Annotated in this window: 15 protein-coding genes and 1 pseudogene; 14 read left to right on the forward strand and 2 right to left on the reverse strand. The window is 44.4% G+C overall.

Annotated features, from left to right (window positions below; genetic code table 11):
* The first annotated feature begins 45 nt into the window (after positions 1 to 45).
* Both HXT28_RS00515 and HXT28_RS00520 read left to right on the forward strand, forming a co-directional pair.
* Positions 46 to 1,365, forward strand: a complete 1,320-nt coding sequence (locus HXT28_RS00515; RefSeq protein WP_016637161.1) for an FtsX-like permease family protein — start codon at positions 46 to 48, stop codon at positions 1,363 to 1,365.
* 91 nt (positions 1,366 to 1,456) lie between these two features.
* Positions 1,457 to 2,098 (forward strand): ABC transporter ATP-binding protein, encoded by a 642-nt coding sequence (locus tag HXT28_RS00520; protein WP_016637162.1) that lies wholly within the window; start codon positions 1,457 to 1,459, stop codon positions 2,096 to 2,098.
* Positions 2,099 to 2,667: 569 nt separating this feature from the next.
* Here HXT28_RS00520 and glnA read toward each other — a convergent pair.
* On the reverse strand, positions 2,668 to 4,104 hold the full coding sequence (glnA, locus tag HXT28_RS00525; protein WP_016637736.1) for a type I glutamate--ammonia ligase: 1,437 nt from the start codon (positions 4,102 to 4,104) through the stop codon (positions 2,668 to 2,670).
* Between the two features lie 165 nt (positions 4,105 to 4,269).
* Between glnA and HXT28_RS00530 the strand changes: the two genes are divergently transcribed.
* The 12 genes and pseudogenes from HXT28_RS00530 (at position 4,270) to HXT28_RS00585 (ending at position 22,203) form a co-directional block, all read left to right on the forward strand.
* Positions 4,270 to 5,844 (forward strand): AI-2E family transporter, encoded by a 1,575-nt coding sequence (locus HXT28_RS00530; RefSeq protein ID WP_016637737.1) that lies wholly within the window; start codon positions 4,270 to 4,272, stop codon positions 5,842 to 5,844.
* Positions 5,841 to 7,066: pseudogene (locus tag HXT28_RS00535) on the forward strand (glycosyltransferase family 2 protein). The gene HXT28_RS00530 and the pseudogene HXT28_RS00535 overlap by 4 nt, the downstream one beginning before the upstream one ends.
* 129 nt (positions 7,067 to 7,195) lie before the next feature.
* Positions 7,196 to 8,059, forward strand: coding sequence for an ABC transporter ATP-binding protein (locus tag HXT28_RS00540; RefSeq protein ID WP_422113481.1), 864 nt, complete (start codon positions 7,196 to 7,198; stop codon positions 8,057 to 8,059).
* 15 nt (positions 8,060 to 8,074) lie between these two features.
* A complete protein-coding gene (locus tag HXT28_RS00545; RefSeq protein WP_064347445.1) occupies positions 8,075 to 9,727 on the forward strand; it encodes a hypothetical protein in 1,653 nt (550 codons plus the stop codon).
* A gap of 75 nt (positions 9,728 to 9,802) precedes the next feature.
* Complete coding sequence (locus HXT28_RS00550; RefSeq protein ID WP_422113482.1) at positions 9,803 to 11,527, forward strand: D-alanyl-D-alanine carboxypeptidase/D-alanyl-D-alanine-endopeptidase; 1,725 nt, start codon at positions 9,803 to 9,805, stop codon at positions 11,525 to 11,527.
* A gap of 46 nt (positions 11,528 to 11,573) precedes the next feature.
* Complete coding sequence (gene tilS, locus HXT28_RS00555; RefSeq protein WP_422113483.1) at positions 11,574 to 12,692, forward strand: tRNA lysidine(34) synthetase TilS; 1,119 nt, start codon at positions 11,574 to 11,576, stop codon at positions 12,690 to 12,692.
* A complete protein-coding gene (gene hpt / locus HXT28_RS00560) occupies positions 12,667 to 13,221 on the forward strand; it encodes a hypoxanthine phosphoribosyltransferase (protein ID WP_016636970.1) in 555 nt (184 codons plus the stop codon). The genes tilS and hpt overlap by 26 nt, the downstream gene beginning before the upstream one ends.
* 84 nt (positions 13,222 to 13,305) lie before the next feature.
* On the forward strand, positions 13,306 to 15,585 hold the full coding sequence (gene ftsH, locus HXT28_RS00565) for an ATP-dependent zinc metalloprotease FtsH (RefSeq protein ID WP_016636971.1): 2,280 nt from the start codon (positions 13,306 to 13,308) through the stop codon (positions 15,583 to 15,585).
* Positions 15,586 to 16,186: 601 nt separating this feature from the next.
* Positions 16,187 to 17,428, forward strand: coding sequence for a hypothetical protein (locus tag HXT28_RS00570; protein ID WP_016636972.1), 1,242 nt, complete (start codon positions 16,187 to 16,189; stop codon positions 17,426 to 17,428).
* Positions 17,428 to 17,931, forward strand: coding sequence for a DUF3180 domain-containing protein (locus HXT28_RS00575; protein ID WP_016636973.1), 504 nt, complete (start codon positions 17,428 to 17,430; stop codon positions 17,929 to 17,931). Before HXT28_RS00570 ends, HXT28_RS00575 begins: the two co-directional genes overlap by 1 nt.
* A gap of 511 nt (positions 17,932 to 18,442) precedes the next feature.
* Positions 18,443 to 20,119, forward strand: coding sequence for an energy-dependent translational throttle protein EttA (gene ettA, locus HXT28_RS00580; RefSeq protein WP_032814331.1), 1,677 nt, complete (start codon positions 18,443 to 18,445; stop codon positions 20,117 to 20,119).
* 185 nt (positions 20,120 to 20,304) lie between these two features.
* A complete protein-coding gene (locus tag HXT28_RS00585; RefSeq protein WP_422113484.1) occupies positions 20,305 to 22,203 on the forward strand; it encodes a DEAD/DEAH box helicase in 1,899 nt (632 codons plus the stop codon).
* A gap of 170 nt (positions 22,204 to 22,373) precedes the next feature.
* Here the strand turns inward: HXT28_RS00585 and HXT28_RS00590 are convergent, their stop codons facing one another.
* Positions 22,374 to 22,796, reverse strand: a complete 423-nt coding sequence (locus HXT28_RS00590; RefSeq protein ID WP_016636976.1) for a DUF3052 domain-containing protein — start codon at positions 22,794 to 22,796, stop codon at positions 22,374 to 22,376.
* Positions 22,797 to 22,809: the final 13 nt, after the last annotated feature.

Genomic DNA, 22,809 nt, shown 5'->3' on the forward strand with positions numbered 1-22,809 from the left:
TTAGCAATTTTTAGCAAAGTTTATAAAAGTTTATTTGGAGTGATTATGAGTGTTGGTGTAATTTCTTTATGCTCTAGAGCGTGGCTTGCAATATTTCGCAAGCCTCGACGCAACGCAATAATTGTGCTGATTATGACTCTTGTTTTAAGCGCGCTAGTTTCGCAAGCTGGTATTAGTGCTTCTGTTGATGGTGCTAGGGATCGTCTTCAATCCAGTATTGGTTTGGGTTTTACTGTACGAGCAAAAACGCGCGGTGAAACTCTTCCAGAGAAAAGTAACGCAAATTCTAATTCTGCTGCTACGTCTAATTCTCCAATTCCGCAAGATTTGGACGCGAATGAAGGAATTGCCTCTAGCCAAATTCGTAAATTTGCTGCGATTCCGGGCGTAAAAACTGTAGTGGAAGAGCGCGATGTTTTAGCTACGCCTGTTGGAAAGCAACTTGTGCTTCCTGCGCAGGGTCCTAGACTAGACGATGATGTTTTGGCTCATGCTGCCGGAATTACTGGTACAACAGATTCCCGATTATCTCAAGGTTTTCAAGAAGGATTGTACCGTTTAGTGCAGGGTGAGCATATTACTAATCGTTCTGCGGGTAGTGCAATAGTGCATCGTGATTTTGCTAAGAAGAATAATCTTAAGATTGGCTCTACTATAACTCTTAAGCAGGGGTTTAATGTAAAAGTTAGCGTTGTTGGCATTTTTGCCGGCAAATTGCAAACTAAGGGAGCACTTCCTTCGGATACTTCAGAAAATCGCATATTTACTGACTTAAGTTCGGCGTTGTCTTTAGCTGGCTCTTCTAAGCGAAGTGTTTTGCGCTGTGCTGTTGAGCGTTCTGATTTATTAGCTAATGCAATACGTGATGCTAAAAGTATTGCCGGAAAGTGGGCTGATGTAGAGCAGAATGCTTCGCAATTGTCTGGTGTAATAAACTCAGTTAATTCTGTACAACAACTTGTGCGAATGATTTTCGTTGCGTTAAGTTTTGTTGGCGTTTTAGTGCTTGGACTTGTACTAGTGTTCTGGGTTAGGGCACGTATGCACGAGATTGGCGTACTTATGTCTATTGGATTGTCGAAAGCAGCAATAGTTAGCCAATTGCTTGTTGAAATAGTAATACTTAACATTGTGTCATTCGTTATTTCGCTGGGATTGGGTGCTGCTTTTTCTGGCGTTATTGGTTCTGCGATTTTGCATAGTGCAAATTCGTCATTTATTGCGGATGGTGTTGCAGTGTTGCCGTTGACTCAAACATTTACTGCTTTTGTTATGGGTTTGCTTATTTCAATACTGGCGTTAATTATTGCTGTATTACCTATATTTATAAAGAAGCCGCGGCAAATACTAAGCGCTATGAGTTAGCAGAAGCGCAATCGCATAAATGAAGCGAATCTCATAAATGAATCAAATCGTATAAATCATATTTAAATTATGTAAAAATAAGGAGCTTATTATGTCGACTTTATTGCAATTAAAAAATGTGAAGTATACTTATGGACCTGCAAATATTGCAGTACTAAATGACGTTAATGCAGAGTTTGAAACTGGCAAAATGTACAGTATTATGGGAGCTTCCGGAGCTGGAAAGTCTACTATGCTTTCGCTTTTAGCTGGATTAGATACTCCGTATAGTGGAGAAGTGCTTTTTAATGGTGAAAATATTGCAAAAACAGGATATTGTGAGCATCGCAAAAAGCATATCTCGCTTGTTTTTCAGAATTTTAATCTTATTGACTATTTGACGCCGTTAGAAAATTTGCGATTAGTAAATTCGCGTGCGGGCGCTCAAGTTCTAGTAGATCTTGGGTTGACGAAGGAAGAAATAAATCGCAATGTTACGCAACTTTCCGGCGGTCAGCAGCAGCGTGTTGCAATTGGGCGAGCCTTGGTATCTTCTGCACCGGTAATTTTAGCGGATGAGCCTACAGGCAGCCTTGACCCTGCAACAACTAAAGAAGTTCTTACAATATTAAAGAATCTTGCTAGCAAACATGGCAAATGTGTGATTGTAGTTACGCACGATTCGAAAGTTGCGTCTCAAGCTGACGTAAAGTACGTGCTAAAAAATAAGCAACTAAAGCAAAAATCTGCTTGAGCGCTTAAGCCGGTGTAGAGCGACATTCGTGCAGATGGCGTACTGCGCGCGTGTCGGAAGATTGGTGTTTTGCGACATTGGTGCAGATTGTGCGCTGCGTGAGTGCTTTGACCGAGCTTGAAATCATTGGGATTTCAAGCTCGGTCAAAGCGGGAACTCGCTTAAGTTGGAAGTCCGGGGGACTTCCAACGCGAGTTTCGTAAGTGAGCACGTTATCCGTGCGAACGTCACCGTTTTTTCGTTACTGGTGCAGTTTGGTTTCTGCGTGAGTAACGTTCAATAACGTATAATTCTGTTTTTTCGTTACTGGTGCAGTTTACATACTGCGCGAATAACGCTCGCTACTGTTTTTTCGTTACTAACGCAGTTAGCGCGCAAATGCCGGAGAAAAAACTCCGGCAAATGTTCCACACTAATCTGCCCTGCCTTCGTCAATCGAGACGAAGGCAGACCTCGCTTGCGTTGAAAGCACACTGTGCTTTCAACCTTGAGCAAGCTCGGCCCACGCGAAATCGTAGAGCCGGCTTTTTTGTTAGAAAATAGCTTAACTTAGCTAAGCTAGTTGCAAATCAGATGTGGAAGTAAAGCTCATACTCAAGTGGCGTTGGAGCCAAGCGAGCCATATCCATTTCCTCATGCTTCAAATTCAGCCAAGTTTCAAGCAAATCGCTGGTAAACACATCGCCTTGCATAAGGAAGTCGTGATCCTCTTCCAAAGCCTGCAAAGCTTCACCAAGCGAAGAAGGAACCTGCTTAATTCCCTCATGTTCCTCTGGAGGAAGCTCATACAAATCCTTGTCAACAGGAGCAGGAGGCTCAATGTGATTCATAACGCCATCCAAGCCAGCCATCAGCTGAGCAGAGAATGCCAAGAATGGGTTGCAAGAAGGATCCGGAGCGCGGAACTCAATACGCTTAGCAGCAGGTTCCGTACCAGCAAGAGGAATACGAATAGCTGCAGAACGGTTGCGTGCAGAGTAAACCAAGTTCACAGGAGCTTCGTAGCCTGGCACCAAGCGATGGTAAGAGTTAAGCGAAGGATTAGTAAAAGCAAGCACAGAAGAAGCGTGCTTAATCAAGCCGCCAATATACCAACGCGCAATGTCGGAAAGCTGAGCGTAACCGGTTTCCGCATAGAACAGCGGCTTGCCGTCCTTCCAAAGCGACTGATGGCAGTGCATACCAGTGCCGTTATCGCCAGCAATTGGCTTAGGCATAAAGGTTGCAGCCTTACCAGCCAAAGCAGCAGTCTCATGAACTACATACTTGTACTTCATCAAATCGTCGCCAGCATGAACAAGCGTATTGTAACGATAGTTGATTTCCTGCTGACCAGCGCCACCAACCTCATGGTGAGAGCGCTCAAGAATCAAACCAACTTTTTGCAAATTGTAAACCATGTCGTCGCGCAAATCCTGATTATGATCAACAGGAGGCACAGGGAAGTAGCCATGCTTTACGCGATTCTTAAAACCAATATTATTGCTGCCGTCATCTTCGGTATCGATACCGGAATTCCAAGGAGCTTCATTAGAGTCAACCTCATAGAAGGAACGCTGCATGTCATTTGCAAAACGCACCTTGTCAAAAATAAAGAACTCAGCTTCCGGAGCAAAGCTTGCGGTATCTGCAATGCCAGTGGACTTCAAATAAGCCTCAGCCTTAATAGCCACCTGACGAGGGTCGCGAGAATAAGGCTCATCCGTTACAGGATCAACAATAGAAAAAGCCACATTCAGCGTCTTATGCTTACGGAATGGGTCAATGTAGGCGGTATCCACATCCGGAATAAGCTTCATATCAGATTCGTTAATAGCCTGGAAGCCCTGCATTGACGAACCATCGAAAGCCATGCCATCAGTAAATGCGCTATGCAAGAATTCATCAGCTGGCACTGTAAAATGCTGCTGCACACCAATCAAATCAGTAAATCGTACGGAAACGTATTCAATGCCTTCCTTCTCAATAAGAGCTGCGGCATCCTCTTTCGTTTGTAAAGTGGTCATGGAGACACATTCCTTTCCTAAAATCTCAGTAACGAGTTTAGAACTTTGTAAGCAATTTTGGATTTCAGCGACTCGACTATCTCGTTACGTTTGTGTTACATACTGTTGTACGCCGTTACATGCCGTACATACTATTCATCAGTTCGCGCCGTTACAATAGAGAGTATGACGTACCAAGAGCCTGAAATGCATGAATCTACTGTGCATCAAACAAGTGAGGAAGAAGGCAATAAGCTCGATTTAGCTTCGTTATTCCCAGCTAAGGGCGACGATAGGCGTCCTCCGGATTGGCTGGGTCGCGCACTGATTTATGTAGTAATCGTTACTTTTGGATCAATTTTTCTGTGGTTTGCTTGGAGCAGTATTTCTTTCATCGTTTTTGATGTTGTAATTTCTATTTTTATTGCGCTCGCAATGGAACCGCTCGTAGTACGTCTGATTAAGCATGGCTGGAGGCGTGGTGTGGCTTCTGGTTTTACGCTTACGAGCTTGCTGGTTGTGGTCAGTGTGCTTTTGGTTTTGTTTGGCAACTTGTTTGTGCAGCAGGCGGTGTCAATGGCGCTTGGCTTGCCAGATTTATACCATCAGATTGCTGATTTTGTGCTACATTCTACTGGTTTTAGGATGCCGAATATTGAACAGCTTGGCATGGAAATTTTGAAGCATGTGCAAACTTCGTGGGTAGTTGACTTTGCTGGGCAAGCGCTTAATACTACTTGGGGTGTGCTGACAATTTTGCTTGACTTGCTCACTATTCTTATGGTGACGTATTACATTTCTGCTGCTGGTCCTGCTATGCGTAGGAGTATGTGCCGCTGGATGAATCCTCAGTCGCAGCGTAGGTTCCTTTTTATTTGGTCGGTTGTTCAGGAGCAAATTTCCAGCTTCCTGTTTTCGCGCATTATTTTAGCTGCTATTAATGCTGCTGGTACTGCAATATTTCTTGTGATTATGAACATACCTTATTGGCTGCCATTATCGCTATTTTGCGGCATTGTTTCGCAGTTCGTGCCAACAGTTGGTAGCTATTTAGGTGGCGCTTTGCCTATTTTATTTGCTTGGGGTTCTCAAGGTTTTGGCGCAGCTCTCGCAACGCTAATTTTTATTACGATTTATCAACAAATTGAAAATATGGTGATTTCACCTAAAATTTCCGAAAAAACTATGGATTTAAATCCTGCTGTAGCTTTTCTTTCGGTGTTGGTGATGGGTGCCGTGTTTGGTGCGCTTGGAGCGTTTTTGGCGCTACCAGTTACCGCAAGTTTGCAAGCTATTTTTAAGGTTTGCACAAAGCAGTACCATCTTGTGTCTTCGCCGTTAATGAATGATCCAAAACCTGAACATACTTCAATTATGGTGAAGCTCGTTGAAGCGATGAAACGTAACTTTATGAAACCAGTAAGTGATACTGTGCTACGCGTAATGAAAGGCACAAGTTCTCGTATCTCTCTCAATGATGATATTTTATACTGGTATAAGCAAGCTTACGTATCAGATACTGAAGATGCGACTAGTGATGCTACATCTTCTGGTTCTCATGATTCTTCTGATGCTCATCAGATTGATGTGTTAGCAACAATGCCAATTTCGCGCGAAATGTTAGATGAAGTAAACAAAGATATTGCTTTGAAAAATAGGAAAAATACAGAAAATAACAAAACTAAAGCAAATCATACAAAAAATACGAAACGTAAAGAAAATAACGTAAAAAATAACCCTCGGAGCGGGTGGAAGCGATGATTCTTCTATCAATATTTGATGTACTGGTAATAATTATTGGCATAAGCAGCGTTGCATATCAGGGCGTGTGTGCTGTAGCATCGCTATTCGCTAAACCTATCGTTTTTCCGGAAGCACCAATGGATAAGCATTACGCTGTGCTTATTTCTGCTCGTAATGAAGAAGCAGTTATTGGCAATCTTATCCATTGTATTCAAACGCAAACGTATCCGCAGAAACTTATTGATATTTGGCTTGTTGCCGACAATTGTACAGATGCAACTGCAGAAGTTGGGCGAAATGCCGGATGCAACGTAATCGAGCGCTTCGATAAAGAGCATATTGGCAAAGGCTTTGCGCTCAGCTATTTGCTTGACCACATTATGAAAATTGGTGCGGATAAAGTTTACGACGCTTACTTCGTTTTTGACGCGGACAACAAGCTCGATCCTCACTATTTTGAGGAGATGAATAAAGGCTTCCACGCAGGATACCAAATCTTAACCAGCTACCGAAATTCCGTAAATCTTTCCGATAACTGGGTTTCTTCCGGATCTGCGCTTTGGTTTATTCGAGAGTCGCGCTTTACTAACAATTCGCGCATGCTTTTCGGTTCAAGCTGCCACGCAGGCGGAACCGGTTTTATGTTCTCGCGCGAAATTATGCATAGAAATCGCGGCTGGAAATTCCATCTTCTTACCGAAGACCTTGAGTTTACTATGGATTCGATTCTTCACGGAGACAAGGTTGGCTACTGTGGTTCGGCAGTATTGTATGACGAACAGCCAGTTTCGTTTAGGCAAAGCTGGAGGCAACGTCTTCGCTGGAGTAAAGGTTTTTTGCAAGTGTTCCGTTATTATGGTGCTGCTCTTATTCGTCATGGTATTCGAGAACGTGATTTTTCATCCGTGGACTTTACGTTGATGTTGTGCCCGTTTATGGTATTAGCGGTTATAAGGCTGGTTCTGGGATTTGTGTTTGCTGCTTTCGGTTTTGTTACATGGGCAAGCCAAATTGAATCATCGTTGAACCTTATAACTACTACTGTTACTAGCGTTTTCGGCATGATGGTGTTCGTGTCTCTCACGATTTTAGTTGAGCACGATAAGCTTGGGGCCACGAATAAGGAGCTGTTTGCGTACGCTCTGAGCTTCCCGATTTTTATGCTTTCATACGTGCCTATTGCGTTCCAAGCTATTTTCTCCAAAGCGAGTGGAAGCCAATTCAACACACTGGTCATTGATTTGGTGTGATGGTGGGACGATTGCGCAAAAATTGCGAGTGTGAGATAATGAAATCCCTATTGTAAACGTGCGGCTGCGCAATTAAAGTAGCGCAATGCGTGCGTTTATCTGTATGTTGTGAGGTTTCTATGGTAGATTCTATTCCAGTTTTTGGCGCAAACACTTACGCTGCTGACGGCGAAGAAGTTCCAGCTGTTTCTATTCGCGGATTTGTTAAGACTTTCGGCAAAAAAGTTGCTGTAGATAATCTTTCGCTAGACATTCCAGCAGGCTCTTTCTACGGCTTGGTTGGCCCGAACGGTGCCGGCAAAACTACCACGATTAAAATGCTTACGGGCTTGCTTATGCCGGATGCTGGTTCGGCTTCGATTTTTGGCAACGACGTTTGGAGCGACGTAAATAGTGCCAAGCGCGCAATCGGTTTAATGCCACAAGCGGATGAGATTTTTAAGACGATTACTGGCCTTCAGCTTTTAACTTACGCTGGCATGCTTCGCGATATGAGCCGCGCTGAGGCTGTTCGTCGCGCGAACGACTTGCTTTCTGCATTCGACTTAACAGAAGCTGCAAACACTATGGTTTCTGACTATTCAACTGGTATGACGAAGAAGATTTGCCTTGCAACAGCTATGATTCACAGCCCGCGCGTGCTCGTGCTCGATGAGCCTTTTGAGGCAGTGGATCCTGTTTCTAGCGCGAATTTGAAGGATATTCTAGCCGAATATGTTTCTACTGGTGGCACGGTGATTATTTCTTCGCACGTTATGGAATTGGTTGAAAAAATGTGCTCGCACGTGGCGATTATTAACGAAGGTCACGTTGCGGCTGCTGGCACTCTTGCGGAAGTAGCTCAGGGCAAAGATCTTGAAGATCGCTTTATGGAGCTTGTTGGCGGTCGTCACGCGGCTGCGCGCATTGATTGGCTTAACGGCGGTAAGTCTGATAACGCTCCTGCCGCTCCTAGCACCGATTCCACCAATTTCAACGCTTAAAAAAGGAGAGCCATAATGTCTATGATTGTTACCATGGTTCGCCTTCGCTGGGCGCTTACTTTTTCCGTTATGCGAAAGTCGATTTGGCAAAAAATTGGCTTTGGTATAGTTATTGTTTTTGGACTTGCGCTTATATGCGCTCTTGGTTTTGCGGGTTTTCAAGCGGGAAAGTATCTTAATTCAGGAATGCTTGCAGATACTAAAGATTGGCAGGAATTCCAAGTTGCTCCAATAATGGTTGCGTCGGCTGTGTCAATTTTTACGCTGTTTATAAACCTGTTTATGTTTGGCAGTGACACAACGCTAAAGTCGCGTAGTTTTGCGCTTTACGGCATTCCTTACGTAAAGCAGCAAGCTGGCATGCTTCTTGGCTCTCTTTTTGGAGCGTTTTCTATAAGCTGCACAATCGCACTTGCTTTGTGGTCTTTAGCGTACAGAAGCTTTGGAATTGTGCCGGTTTTAGTCAGCGTAATTGCAGCTCCGCTTTACGTTGCAACAATCGTGTCTTTAAGCAAAATGCTTATTGAGCTTTTGGATACTATTTTAATAAACAAGCGTTCAAGAAACATTTTTTACATTGTTATTTTCGTAGCGTACATGATTTTTGTTGCGTCAATGAACAGGCATGGTAGTTCACCAAATGGGATTGTGTTCGGCTCGAGTTTCTGCGCTGCGTCCGCTTTTACGCCGTTAAGTGCGGCTATAGCTTTGCCGCTCGATGCTATTAATGGCAATTGGTTTGCTCTTGCTATTCGCTTCCTTATTTGCGTTGTAACCATTGCTGCTTGCTTTGCAATCTCTGTATTTTGTGCAAAATTAGAGCCGAAGCTACTGCGCGGTGAGCAAAAAACGGTTGTTAAAACTAAGGGAATCGGCTTGTTTGCAGTAGTTCCAGACAACGTAGTTGGTGCGATTATTGCACGAATTATTAGCGTTATGAGAAGAGATATGCGCCAACTGTTCTTGCTTATTACGCCGCTTTTTATTCTGGTAGTTGCAGGAGGAACTAGTTTTAATGCTAAAGGTTTTGGTTCTATAGCACAGGACATAGGCGTTTCTAGCTGGATGATGTATGCTGGTTTGCTTATGGGCATGGTTGTTGGAAACAATATTGCATACGATGGCACAGCTTTTACTATGCACGCGATTATTGGAGTAAAAGGTTTGCACGATCGCTTGGCGAACGCAATAGTTTGGTCCGTGATTTGCGCTGTGTATTTTGCAATTCTTGGAATAGGGGTTTATGCTTTCCTTTTCTTCGTAGCAAATGTTCAGCAAAATATGAATGCAGTTATGTTCCAAACTCTTTCTCCAATCGGAGTAGCTTTTGCTACCATAGGCATAGGCTTAATTTCTTCGTGCATTGCAATGTACCCTGTAGCGTCAATCGAAAAGCCATTTTCTAGGCCGCAAGGTTCTGCAGGCGCTAGATCCTTTGCTCCAATAGGTTTTTCGCTTCTTTCTGCAGTATGCATGATTCCGTCTATTGCTGCAGCTATGGCGTTTTTGGCTATTAACGCGAATCTTTTGTGGATTGCAAGCATTATGTTTGTAGTAAACGGCTTGATTGTGCTGGTTGTTGGCGTAATTCTTGGTGGCAAAGTAATGGATAAGCGCATGATTCGTATTGTAGAAAACTTGCGCAGATTCTCGTCTATTACTGCGTAACTTACGCACGCTTTGTTGCAAGCGCAAGGTATAGTTAAGCGCGGTAATTGCAATCGACTTAAAGGTAGTGCTCGCATGAACAGTAGAAAAGGCTCACAAGATGCCTTCAATACTCGCAAAGCAAGCATTTTCTGTGAGGTTGGATCGTTAGACGACATTGAGCCATTAGAGAATATCGTTTCTTCTGATTCCTCTCCATCTGCATCTTCTCAATCTTCCGCAGCAAAGCCTATTACAACAGGTTTAAATCAGCAGCAATCAAGCGCGTACGCCGCTATGCTTCATAGAAGCCAGTACCCATCTCGGTGGCGTTTTCTTACTACGACTGTAGCAGTTATAGTAAGTGCTGCAATAATATTTACATACGCTGCGCTTGACGTATGTGATATTGCTCCTGGTCCTTTAACTTTGCAAACTCAGCGTGCTGCTACCGCTTCTTCGCCGCGGGCTCTACTGTATGCTCCTACTCTCGCTAAAGGTGTTAATTATAGTCGACCAATCAATCGTGCTCAAGCACAAAAGCTTATCAACGCTGTGATGGCTGATTCTTCTATCAGTAGTAGCTCTTCAGCAGTAATTATGGATGCTCAAGGTCGTGTGATTGCTTCTCATGAGCCAAATGCTTTACGCGAACCTGCATCTACGCTTAAAACGCTTACTGCTGCTGTAGCTTCTCGCACGCTTGACATGGGTTCAACACTTGATACGCAAGTATTTTTGCTGCCTGAAACTAGCGATGTTCCTACTCATGCATCTAGTGCGCACGCTCGTAAACTTGTGCTGCGCGGTAATGGCGATATGCTTCTTGGTGTTGGCGAAAATGATTGGCATCATGTGAATGGTCGCGCTGGTTTAACAACCTTAGCGCGAAGAACGGCTGCTGCGTTAAAGCTTGATAATATTCACAAAGTTTCACTATCTGTCGATGACTCACTTTTTGGTGCTCAACGAGCGCCTGCATTAGTGTATGACACTGATGTTGAGCACCGTTTTTATGCGCGAACTTCGTCGCTTGCTATTGATGATGCGCGTCAACGTGATCTTGTTGCGCAAGGTGTGGATGCTGACGCTATGACTGATTTTCCGCTTTCTGATCCACAGCCTGCGCAAAGCGTTGGTAACATTTTTGCGCGATTGCTTGAAAAACAGGGTATTTCAGTTGTTTCTTCTGCTGAATATACGTCTGTAGATCAACAATCTCAAAAACCTGTAATACCAGTAAGTAGAACGCGGCAATTAGTTACTTCTTCTTCGCGTTTGCTTGCTCAGGTTTCTTCAGCACCATTAAACGAAATAATGGCTTATATGCTTCGTATTTCTGATAATACGTTAGCAGAAGAATTTGGTCGTTTAACTGCGATTGCTGTGCATAAGCGTAATTCGCCAGAAGGCGCAGTTCAGGCAGTGGAGGAAGGTTTACGTAAGCTTCATATTAATACGCGCGGTTTGCATATGTCTGATTGTTCAGGATTATCGCCGAAATCTAAGCTACGCGTTGCAACGTTAGCTCAAGTGCAAGCGCTGAATGTGCAAGCTCATTCTGGTGGTGCTGCGGCTGCTGAAGGTTTATCGTTGCCTGGTTTGGTTGGTACTGCGCGTAAACGTTTAGCAGATGAATCTGCTGCTGGTATGCTTCGCGTAAAAACTGGTTCTTTAAGTGATGTAACGTCCATGACTGGTAATGTGTCACGTAACAATGGTGGTGTGCTTACTTTTGCAATAGTCGTGAATCAGCCGACTGATTTTTGGGGAGCTTTCGTAGCAATCAACAAGTTTATGGCAGAATTGCCAAAACTATGATTTATGAGTTGCAATTTAGCGTTATTAGCGCGCTACACTAGAATCTATGGTGTATTCTTCTCGCATACGTGCAGGTATTGGTGCTATAAAACGCTGCTTTGATGAGCTTTCGTTGTGCGCGCAAGATTCGTGTTTCCATGAGCATGGTATGCATAATGCTGCAGAAAATGCTCCGCTAGTGCTCGTTGCATGTTCAGGAGGACGAGATTCACTTGCGCTTGTGGCGCTTACTGCTATTGTATGCGCAAGCCGAGGTTTGCGTTGTGGAGTGGTTATTGTTGATCACCATATGCAGCCTCATTCAACTCAGGTTGCGCGCGAGGCTGCAAAACGTTGTACGCAAGCGGGAATAAGTGAACAATACGTTTTTATTCAATCTGTTCAAGTTACAAATTCTGGTAAAGGTGAGGAATCTGCAGCTCGTGATGTGCGTTATCATGCCATTATTGAAGTTGCTCAACGTCAACAAGCTGCAGTAGTACTGCTAGCGCATACTGCAAATGATCAAGCAGAAACAGTGCTGATTGGTTTAAAAGATTCTGCAGGCTTAGAGGCAGTTGCTGGCATGAAAGCAATAACATTTCGTGAAAACGTTCAGTTTGCGCGACCTTTTATTGAGCTTACGCGTGAGCAAACAACTGGAATTTGCGAAGATTTGGGCATTTCTTGGTGGGATGATCCCACGAATGGCGACACTCTTGAGCAAAACCTTGAGCTTGGTGAAAATTATCCATTGCGTTCTAGAATTAGACACACGCTTATGCCGTATATTTCGCGATTTTTACACGCAAATATGGTTACGCTGCTTTCACGAGGTGCAACGCTTGCGCAGGATGATCTTGATTATATTAATGCTCAAGTTGACGCAACAATACCACAAGTAATGTTCGTTGACACAACGGCTCAAAGCGTAACATTGCATGCGGAACAATTAGCACAATATCATCCTTCAATACGCAGACGCATTATTGCTCGAGCATTGACTGCTGTGTCACTGCGTTTCTCGTCGAGTCATGTACAAGCAATCGACGAACTTAGCGTACATTGGCATGGTCAGAAGCCTTTTTCTCTTCCAAATCACTATGAAGCAGTTCGACGCAATCATCGTATCGTCATTCGCTTATGCAAAGATAGTGAACATGCAAATTGCAGATATACGAGATGACATCGACTATGAATTAATCAGCCACGAAGAGCTTATGAAGCGTATTCGTGAAGTTGCTCAGCAAGTGAGTGAAGATTATAAAAACCGTAATGTTCTGCTTGTTGCGGTACTGAAGGGAGCAGTTAATACTCTCGCTATCTTCTCACAGGAACTCAGCGTTAACGCAGCAATGGACTTTATGAGTTTGTCAAGCTACGGTAGCGGTACGCAAACAAGCGGACAGATTACAGTTCGTCAAGATTTAAGCACGGACGTGCGTGGTCGCGATGTGCTTATTGTTGAAGATATTGTTGATTCTGGTCGCACATTGGCTTGGCTAGTAGACGAGTTAAAGGGTCGTGGTGCTAACAGTGTTAAAGTTTTTGCGCTGCTCAGTAAGCCTGCCCGTCGCGAAGTTGATGTGCAAATTGACTACTCAGGCTTTGAAATTCCTGACGCTTTTGTTGTTGGTTTCGGCATGGACTATGACGAGCGTTACCGCAACCTTAATAGCATTGCGGTATTAAAGCCATCAGTGTATGGTGCTTAATTAACTACAAAATTCTTATTGCAATCTTACATACCATAACTATTAAGAATTTTTATATAGGGAGTTTGAAAGGAGCCTTATTACATGGGCGCTTCTCCTATGATGCCGCAAGGTCCAATGGGTGGTCCTGGACGTGGTAATAACGGTAACAATCCGTTCCTTAATCCACACAACCCTAGGAATCCTCGAAATAACGGTCAACAGGGTAAGAATAATAAAGGTAGTAGCAGCGAAAACGGTAATAATAATGCTCGCCGCCCGTTCTGGCAATCGCCATGGACATGGGTTGTGCTGCTTGTATTACTGTCTGTTGCGGGCTTCCAAATGTTTGCGCACAATGGTACTCAAACTATCGATACACAAGATGGTTTTGCGTTATTGCAATCGCATAAAGCAAATTATGTTGAAATTATTGATAATAAGCAGTTGGTTAAGCTGACGCTTGATAAGCCGTTTAAGAAGTTCGATAAGCGCAATAAGCAAAAGCGTGATTTTGGAAAAGATGTGCAATTCTACTACACGCTAGCGCAAGGTAAATCTGTTATCCATGAGGTTGAAAAAGCGAAACCATCTAATGGTTGGACTGCCAGCTTACAATCTCAAGGTATTTTCTCGTACCTTATTACTTCGCTTGTGCCAATATTGTTCTTCCTTGGCATGATTTGGTTCATGTTTAGCCGTATTGGCGGTGCTGGTGGCAGCATGCTTGGCATGGGCGGCGGTCGTGGTCGCGGAAAGCTCCTTGAAGGTCAAACTCCTAAGACGAAATTTGCTGATGTTGCTGGCGAACAGGCAGCAGTAGAAGAAGTTGAAGAGATTAAGGACTTCTTAAAAGATCCATCGCGCTATAAGGCTTTGGGTGCGCGTATTCCTCGTGGTGTACTTCTTTACGGCCCTCCAGGAACTGGTAAAACGTTGCTTGCTCGAGCGATTGCTGGCGAAGCTGGCGTGCCATTCTATGCAATGGCTGGTTCTGACTTCGTTGAAATGTTCGTGGGCTTGGGTGCGTCTCGTGTTCGTGAGCTTTTTGATGAAGCTAAGAAAAACGCTCCTGCCATCATCTTTATTGATGAGATTGATGCTGTTGGTCGTCGTCGCGGAAGTGGTATGACTGGTGGTCATGATGAACGCGAACAAACGTTGAACCAGCTTCTTGTGGAAATGGATGGTTTTGATAACGATACGAATTTGATTATTATCGCTGCTACTAACCGTCCGGATGTGCTCGATTCTGCATTGTTGCGTCCTGGTCGTTTTGATCGCCAAGTGGCTGTTGAAGCTCCTGATTTGGAAGGTCGTGAGGCAATTCTTAAGGTTCATGCCAAAGGTAAGCCTTTCGTGCCGGATGTTGATCTCCACATGGTTGCTGTGCGTACTCCTGGATTTACTGGTGCTGATTTAGCTAATGTGCTTAACGAAGCTGCTTTGCTCTGTGCTCGCTCCGGCGCGCAATACATTGATAACCGCGCAATTGATGAGGCGATTGATCGTGTGCAAGCAGGTCCTCGCCGTAAGTCGAAGAACATGGCTTTGGATGAATTGCGCAATACTGCTTATCACGAGGGTGGTCATGCTCTTGTTGCTGCGGCTTTGCATCATACAGATCCTGTTACTAAGGTGACGATTTTGCCACGCGGTCATGCTCTTGGCTACACTGCCGTTATGCCAACTACGGATCGTTACTCACAGTCGCGCAATCAGTTGCTCGATCAGATGGCTTATGCTATGGGCGGTCGTACGGCTGAGGAAGTGGTATTCCACGATCCAACAACTGGCGCTTCTAACGATATTGAGAAAGCTACAGCCATTGCTCGCAAGATGGTTGTTGAGTTTGGCTTCTCTGCAAAGCTTGGCGCAGTTAAGTGGATGGATGCTGACGACGACGCTTCCGGTTCTCTTGACTCTTTGCAGCCGCGCAAGTTCTCAAATCGTACGGCTGAAGTTATTGATGAGGAAGTTCATAAGCTTATTGAAACTGCTCATACTGAAGCGTGGGAGATTATTAACAATAATCGCGATGTGCTTGATGAGTTAGTTCGTCAGTTGCTTGCAAAAGAAACATTGAACGAGAAGGAGCTTACAGCAATCTTTAGTAAGATTCGCAAGGCTCCTGAGCGTACGCTTTGGCTTTCTAACGATCAGCGACCTGATTCGGATATTCCTCCTGTGGAAATTCCGGAGAGCTTACAGCGCAACGTAGCTGGTAAAGAGGAAGCTGCTGGTAAGGAAGAATCTGATGGTAAGGAAGAATCTGATGGTAATGCAGATTCTACGCAAACTGATGCTTTCTCGCCAATCGTTCCTGCTAACCCGCTTGCTCATCAGTCTGAGCAATCAGAATCTGGTACGCAATTTGGCGAGTAATCTCGTGGATTGTAGGAATAAATTTCTGTACAAGCACAATATGTACGAACATAATTTTACGAACATAATATTGTGTTGTGAACATAACTGAATATATGTGACACTGATAGACGTTGATAGCACTTACTATTGTTATCAACGTCTATTCTTATAAGAAGCTGTTGATGTTGTTGCTTTTGTAGTGTCAGCTTATAGTTCTTGTTGTGAAGAAGTGTAGAAACATAGGATGTAGCGTGCAGAAATATTAATCTCATCCCGAGTTTCGTTAATATTGCAAGGACAATTCGTGGTAAGACTCAAGTTTCATATCGTTCAGTATGAAAACGAATAAAAGTATTGTCCAGAGCTTGGTAAGCCTATGCTAAAAACAGTCAAGATGAATGAGGAATTAGCGTGGTTGCTCTCACTGTAAGTCTCATAAGTCAAAAATAGTGTGCATCAATAAAATGTATACACATTTTGAAAAATATATCACATTGTCACTTTGCTGCGAGTAGAATATAACAAAATATTACTATTGGCAATGCGATTGAAGTTGTAAAAGTAAATATGGTTACACTTTACGATTGTGTTGTTGCATTGAAGCGTAGAAGAGACGATTATGGATACTATACGACTTACAGGAATTCGTCCTAAAGGTGACGACATAACTATTGGAATATACCGATTCATCTATGTTGATGCTGTTTTGCAAGTGAATTTATCTAAAGCGTTGGATGGCAACGAAACTCACGCAATAGATATTCCACAAGTAATAGACCGTCTTGCTTGCGCGTTGCGTCAATGTGAACATGATGATGAGATTGAAGATCATCCGGCTATTGCGTTGGAGCTTATTGCTAAAGCTGTAGCAGATTCTGCTATGCGTACGTGGCAAATTAGCGAAGCTGAAATTACGGTACATGCTTCTTTACGAAGCCAATATTATGGTTTACAAAGCACTGTTGATGACGTGTCAGTTACTTTACATCGCGTTGCTCAAGAAGAATTTGATTTGAATAATAGTGTGACTCCGGAGTCAATCGCGCATGTTGCTGTTCGCGGCGGTAGAGTAGAGGTTGACGAATTCGACGACAGCGAAGTTGCTGATTATTATCGTTCTCTTATAAGCATTGATGAGGAAGAAAAACAACGTAAAGAAGATGAAGAAGCTGCGGCTGCTGCTCAAGCTGCTATGGATATTGCGAATGCTGCTGCTCCCAATGATGCGAGTGCTCATGCCAACCAACAGGATGCTAGTGTTTCGGATGTTGCTGATAGTGACGACGCGCAACACGGCACCGATCTTGTGAAACATGAACGTAAGTCACCATTTTTTGGTATATGTCCTCTGCCAATGCAAACGACTGCAGTAGTAGCAATGAAGGGTGTTGCTCAACAAGCTACGCGTTCTGCTATGCTAAGAACTATCGCGTTGCTTGAGCAAGATAGGGATTCGCGCGTTGATGGCGTATCGGCATTATACGTTGTTAATGCGCTTGAAGGCGACTACTATGCTGCCGTTTTTCTGCTTTCTTCAAGTGGTGATGAGTATGAATTGTTGCGTTTGGTTCGTGCTGTTGCTACCTTGCATAAAGATACAGTAACAGTGCGTGTGCTGGGTGCACGTTCGTACGGCGAGTCTGCTGCTAGCACAAAGACCATTAATCCGGAAGGATTACCGAGGGAAATAGCGGAAATGGTGACTGTGAATCCTAAGTCACCGGAGCTTATGCCATGGTTGCAGATTGAGTCGGATGCTGCTTTAGACGATAACCCAGTTTCGTATTCTTTAGCATTTGCTTTGGATACTCAAACTGTTGGCGTATACTCAGAGCAATGGCTTGTAGGGGATGATTACTAATGAGAGCGTATCGCACACCGTGGTGGTATCTGGTGCTAGGTCTGCTGTTTGGTTTTTTGCTAGGTGCATTCTTAGTATCGTCGACTGAATCAAGTGCTATGTCGTTGGCTGGAGCGCCATGGATTGTGGTGGCAATTATGGTGGTTGCTGGCATCATAACATTTGTGATGGCTTGGCAAACGCATCAAAGTGTAAGTGAAAAAGCTAAGAATAAAAAGCGTGTTAGTTCACAATTTGCTGTAGCAGCTCTTATGCTATCGAAAGCTTTGGGTATGGCGGGCGCTATTTTGGCTGGCTGGTATGTTGGGCAACTGCTCATGAGTTTACCTCATAGCGAAATAGCATTGTATGGTTCCGTTATTCGTGAGTGTGCTATTGCTGGTTTTGTTTGCTTTGTAGATATGCTTGTTGGTATTTTGGGTGAGCGATTGTGTCAGTTGCCGCCGGAAGACGGTCCTGAGTCTGCTGTGAAGAAAGCGAATCCTAGTCCGGTAGCTTATTGATTTTTCTTACTGCATACTATGACGTGTTGCGGTGCATTTGTAATGTATTTTGATGCGTTCGTAGTGTATTTGCGACATGTTTGTGGCATATTTGTGTCATATTTTGACGCATCGCAACGCGCGTAGCAAATTGTCTGTGCTGAGCAGTGCACTTCGTGTGTTTGCAGTTGTGTACTACTTCATGGTATATATGCCTACTTTTTGTTATGCATCTTCGCTATCTTCGCTATCTTCGCTATCTTAGCTATCTTCGCTATCTTAGCTATCTTCGCTATCTTAGTACGCGTAATGTAGTTGCCGCATGAGATAATGTCTCTTGGTATTTTTGCTGCTGCTATTAGCGATTTCCCTATTTACACGCATCATGTACGCGTACGGTTATGTTGTTATGTGTACTTGGAATAAGAGCATGAAAGACTTAACGTATTGGTTATGTGCGAAAGTCAGTCGTGTTTTCGTAGAGCTGCAGCAAACGCTGGAATTCCAACGTTTTTAAGGATGGTATATTACTTTGGCTGAATTTATCTATCAGATGATTAAAGCGCGTAAGTCGTATGGTGATCGCGTCATTCTCGATGATGTTACTTTGAGTTTTTTGCCAGGTGCGAAGATTGGTGTAGTTGGTCCAAATGGTATGGGCAAGTCTACACTGCTTAAAATTATGGCTGGTTTGGAGAATGTGACGAATGGTGAGGCTTCGTTAACTCCAGGCTACACGGTAGGTATTTTACAGCAGGAGCCACCGCTGGATGAAACGAAAACGGTTGGCGAAAATATTAAGATGGCTTTTGGTGAGATTGCGCAAAAGGTGGCGCGTTTTAACCAAATAGGCGAAGAAATGGCTAATCCGGATGCTGATTTTGATGCATTGATGGAAGAAATGGGTAAGCTACAGACTGAAATTGATGCGGCGAATGGCTGGGATTTGGATTCGCAGTTAGAGCAGGCAATGGATGCTTTGCAATGCCCAGATCCTGATTCGCCTGTGTCTGTGTGCTCTGGTGGTGAGAGGCGTCGAGTGGCGCTGTGCAAACTTCTTCTTGAAGCTCCTGATTTGTTGCTTTTGGATGAGCCTACGAACCATTTGGATGCAGAGTCTATTCTGTGGCTTGAACAGTTCTTGCATAAGTACGAGGGTGCTGTTATTGCCGTTACCCACGATCGCTACTTTATGGACAATGTTGCTGAGTGGATTTGCGAAGTTGACCGCGGTCAGCTTTATCCGTACAAGGGTAATTATTCCACGTACTTGGAAACCAAAGCTAAGCGTATGGAAATCCAAGGTGCCAAGGATGCCAAGCTTGCTAAGCGTTTGAAGAATGAGCTTGATTGGGTGCGTAGCTCGCCTAAGGCTCGCCAAGCTAAGAATAAGGCTCGTTTGGAGCGTTACGACCAGATGGAACAAGAGGCACGTAACTCCAAGAAGCTTGATTTCTCTGAAATTCAGATTCCAGCCGGTCCACGCTTGGGTTCGCAGGTGTTGGAAGCGAAGCATATTCACAAAGCTTTCGGCGACCGTGTGCTTATCGACGACTTGTCGTTCACGTTGCCTCGTAACGGCATTGTTGGTGTGATTGGTCCGAACGGCGTTGGTAAGTCTACGCTTTTCAAGACCATTGTGGGCTTGGAGCCGCTTTCTGGTGGCGAGCTTACTGTTGGCGATACTGTGAAGATTTCTTACGTGGATCAGAACCGTGCAGGTTTGGATCCAAACAAGAACTTGTGGGAAGCTGTTTCCGGCGGACTCGATTATATTGAGGTTGCAGGAGTTGAAATTCCTACTCGAGCCTATGTTGCTAGCTTTGGGTTTAAGGGTTCGGATCAGCAGAAACTTACGGGAGTGCTTTCCGGCGGTGAGCGAAACCGTTTGAACTTGGCGTTAACGCTTAAGCAGGGTGGTAACTTGCTGCTTCTCGATGAGCCTACTAACGATTTGGACGTTGAGACTTTGGAAAGCTTGGAGAATGCTTTGATTGAGTTCCCAGGCTGCGCTGTGGTGGTGAGCCACGATCGTTGGTTCCTTGATCGCGTTGCCACGCATATTCTTGCGTGGGAAGGTGATGACGATAATCCTGCAAAATGGTACTGGTTCGAGGGTAACTTCCAAGCTTATGAAGAAAATAAGATTGCTCGCTTGGGTGAGGAAGCTGCTCGTCCGCATCGTTTGCATCGTAAGTTAACTCGTTGATTGAGTTTTTGCTTTTACTTATTGGCGGAAACATTTGCCGGTGATTTTTCGGCTTTTGTTTCCGCTTTTGCTGTTTTTGACCACAAACGTCGTGATTGTGCTAGGTGTGTGCTAGGCTCAGTAAGTTCGTGACTTTGTAGGATTACGCATAGTTAAAAATATACAGAAATTTACGAAAGGCTATCGTGCCGCATACTTATCATGCTGCGCCTGCTCAAAAGCGAGGCGCGAAAAATACTCAGAATACTCGTAGTAAAAGCGTCTATGCTAAAAACGTTCATACCAAAAACGTCAAAAATAAGAATGCTAAAAATAGTAAAAACTCTCAAGTTTATGACGCTTATGATCCACGCGTTCGTGAATCGCACAACGCTAACAAATCCACAAAAAAACGAAATCCTTTTGAGTATCAGGGGAGTCATAAGAATTACGGCTCTCATCACGAGTCCAATTCGCGCAGGGAGCGCAATCGCAAAGCAGAAAAAGCTCGTCAAAAGGCGCGCGAAAAAGCCTTGCGATATGAAGAAGTGGCTATCGCGGATGCTGAACAAGATTTTGCTAAGCATAATATTGCTAAGGATAATATTAATAAAAATAATGTTGCTAAGCATAATGTTGATAAATCTCATAATGCAAAGCAAAATTCTGCAATATCTTTACATTCTACTTCAAAAAAGCAAAAGCAAGATTCTCATAACGCAACAATAATTCCAGACTCTGCCATTGAATCTCGTGAAAATTACCGTGACGATGTGACTTTTGCGCAACTTGGCGTTCCAGAGCCTTTAGTAGAAGTGTTGCGCGCGGATGGAAAAACCACTGCATTCCCGATTCAGCAGGCAACGCTTCCAGATTCCTTGCGTGGTGCAAATATTTTGGGTCGTGGTCGCACGGGAAGTGGCAAGACGCTGGCGTTTTCCATTCCACTTGTTGCGCGTTTGGCGGAGAATTTTGTTGATTTAATTCATTCTGGTAAAAACCATAAGTCACGCGAGTTGAGCGATATTCCTGCTCCTAGAGCAATAATTCTTGCTCCAACGCGTGAGCTTGTGCACCAAATTGACGACGTAATAGCACCGCTTGCTGCAGCCTACGGTATGCGCACTGTGACAGTGTATGGAGGCGTGAGATACCAGCGCCAAATATCGCAACTTAAGCAGGGTGCGCAAATTGTGCTTGCTTGCCCTGGCCGTTTGGAAGATCTGCTGCGTCAGGGAGCACTTACGCTTGAAAAAGTGATGGTTAGCGTGCTTGATGAAGCAGACGAAATGGCGGATATGGGGTTCCTTCCTGCTGTTACTAGACTTCTTGAGCAAGTTGCGCCAGATGGTCAACGCATGCTGTTTTCTGCAACGCTTGATAAGCAAGTTTCTACATTAGTTGAGCGTTTCCTTCCAAACGCTGTTGTTCATGCTGTGGATGATGCTGATTCACAAGTTGATACTATGACGCATCATATTTTTGCTGTGTCGGCAGGGGATAAGTACGAAGTTTTGCGTAAACTCGCATCCGGACAAAAACGCGCTATATTCTTTACTCGCACGAAGTATCAAGCGAAAAATATGGCGAAAAAATTTGTTCAGCAAGGTATTCCTGCAGTCGATTTGCAAGGTAATTTGTCGCAGAATCAGCGCGATCGTCATCTAGCAGTGTTTGCAGAAGGTTTGGTGCGTGTGCTGGTTGCTACGGACGTTGCTGCGCGAGGTATTGATATTAGTGATGTTGCGCTGGTGGTGCAAACTGAGCCGCCAGAAGACCCAAAGTCATTCTTGCATCGTTCGGGTCGTACTGCTCGAGCTGGTGAGGAAGGCGATGTTGTAACGCTTGTGCTGCCGAACCAGAAGCGTGCTGCGCATATGATGCTTCGTCGTGCTGGCATTCATGCGAAAGCTGAAGATGTGAATCCTGCTTCGCCAGTTCTAGATGAGATTGTGGGAGAAGCTGCTGAGCTTCAAGAAGGTTGGAGCATGCCTGAGCCAGAGCAGCAGAAGCGCAAGGGGCGCGGTCGCGGGCATAGACGTGGTAGTGATCGCGGTCGTGGCCGCGGTCGTGGCCGCGGTCGCGGTCGCTTTGACCGAGCTTGAAACCAACTGCAATAGTAACAAAACTGCGTTCGCTGCTAAGCTTGCGTGTAAACTTGCGCGCGTTTGTGGACATAAGCGCGCTGCAAGTCCACATTTTCTCGGGAAAACATAAGTTACTCATGCAGAAACTGTACTGCATGAGTAACGAAAAGGCATTTGTTTTATTTGCTTTACTTGCTTTGACCTTTGCCAAATGCGCGCAATTGAACGCCGTTCCAGTCTGCGCTTACAGTAAGGGGAGTGGCTGCATTCATGCCAGCTGTTTTTGCGGCAGACTGAACTGTACTGGAGCTTGGGGAACCTTCGCGACCAGGTTTAGGCGTGAGTACCCACATAGGTGCATCATCGTCAAGCATATTTGTGGCATCCATAATGGTGTCGGCAAGCTCATCTTCGTCATCGCCGTCGCGCCACCAAATAATCGCGCCATCAACAGCAGCATCATAATCTTCGTCCACCAAGTCTTCGCCGGTGAGCTGTTCGATACTTTCACAAATTGTTTCGTCGACATCGTCGTCCCAGAGCCATTGTTGCACAATGTCTCCTGGTTGGAATCCGAATTCCTGTGCATGCTGAAAAGCTATCTGTTCCACGAGACTCAATATA

It is taken from the genome of Gardnerella washingtoni (assembly GCF_049262705.1).
Lineage (GTDB): Bacteria > Actinomycetota > Actinomycetes > Actinomycetales > Bifidobacteriaceae > Bifidobacterium > Bifidobacterium vaginale_D.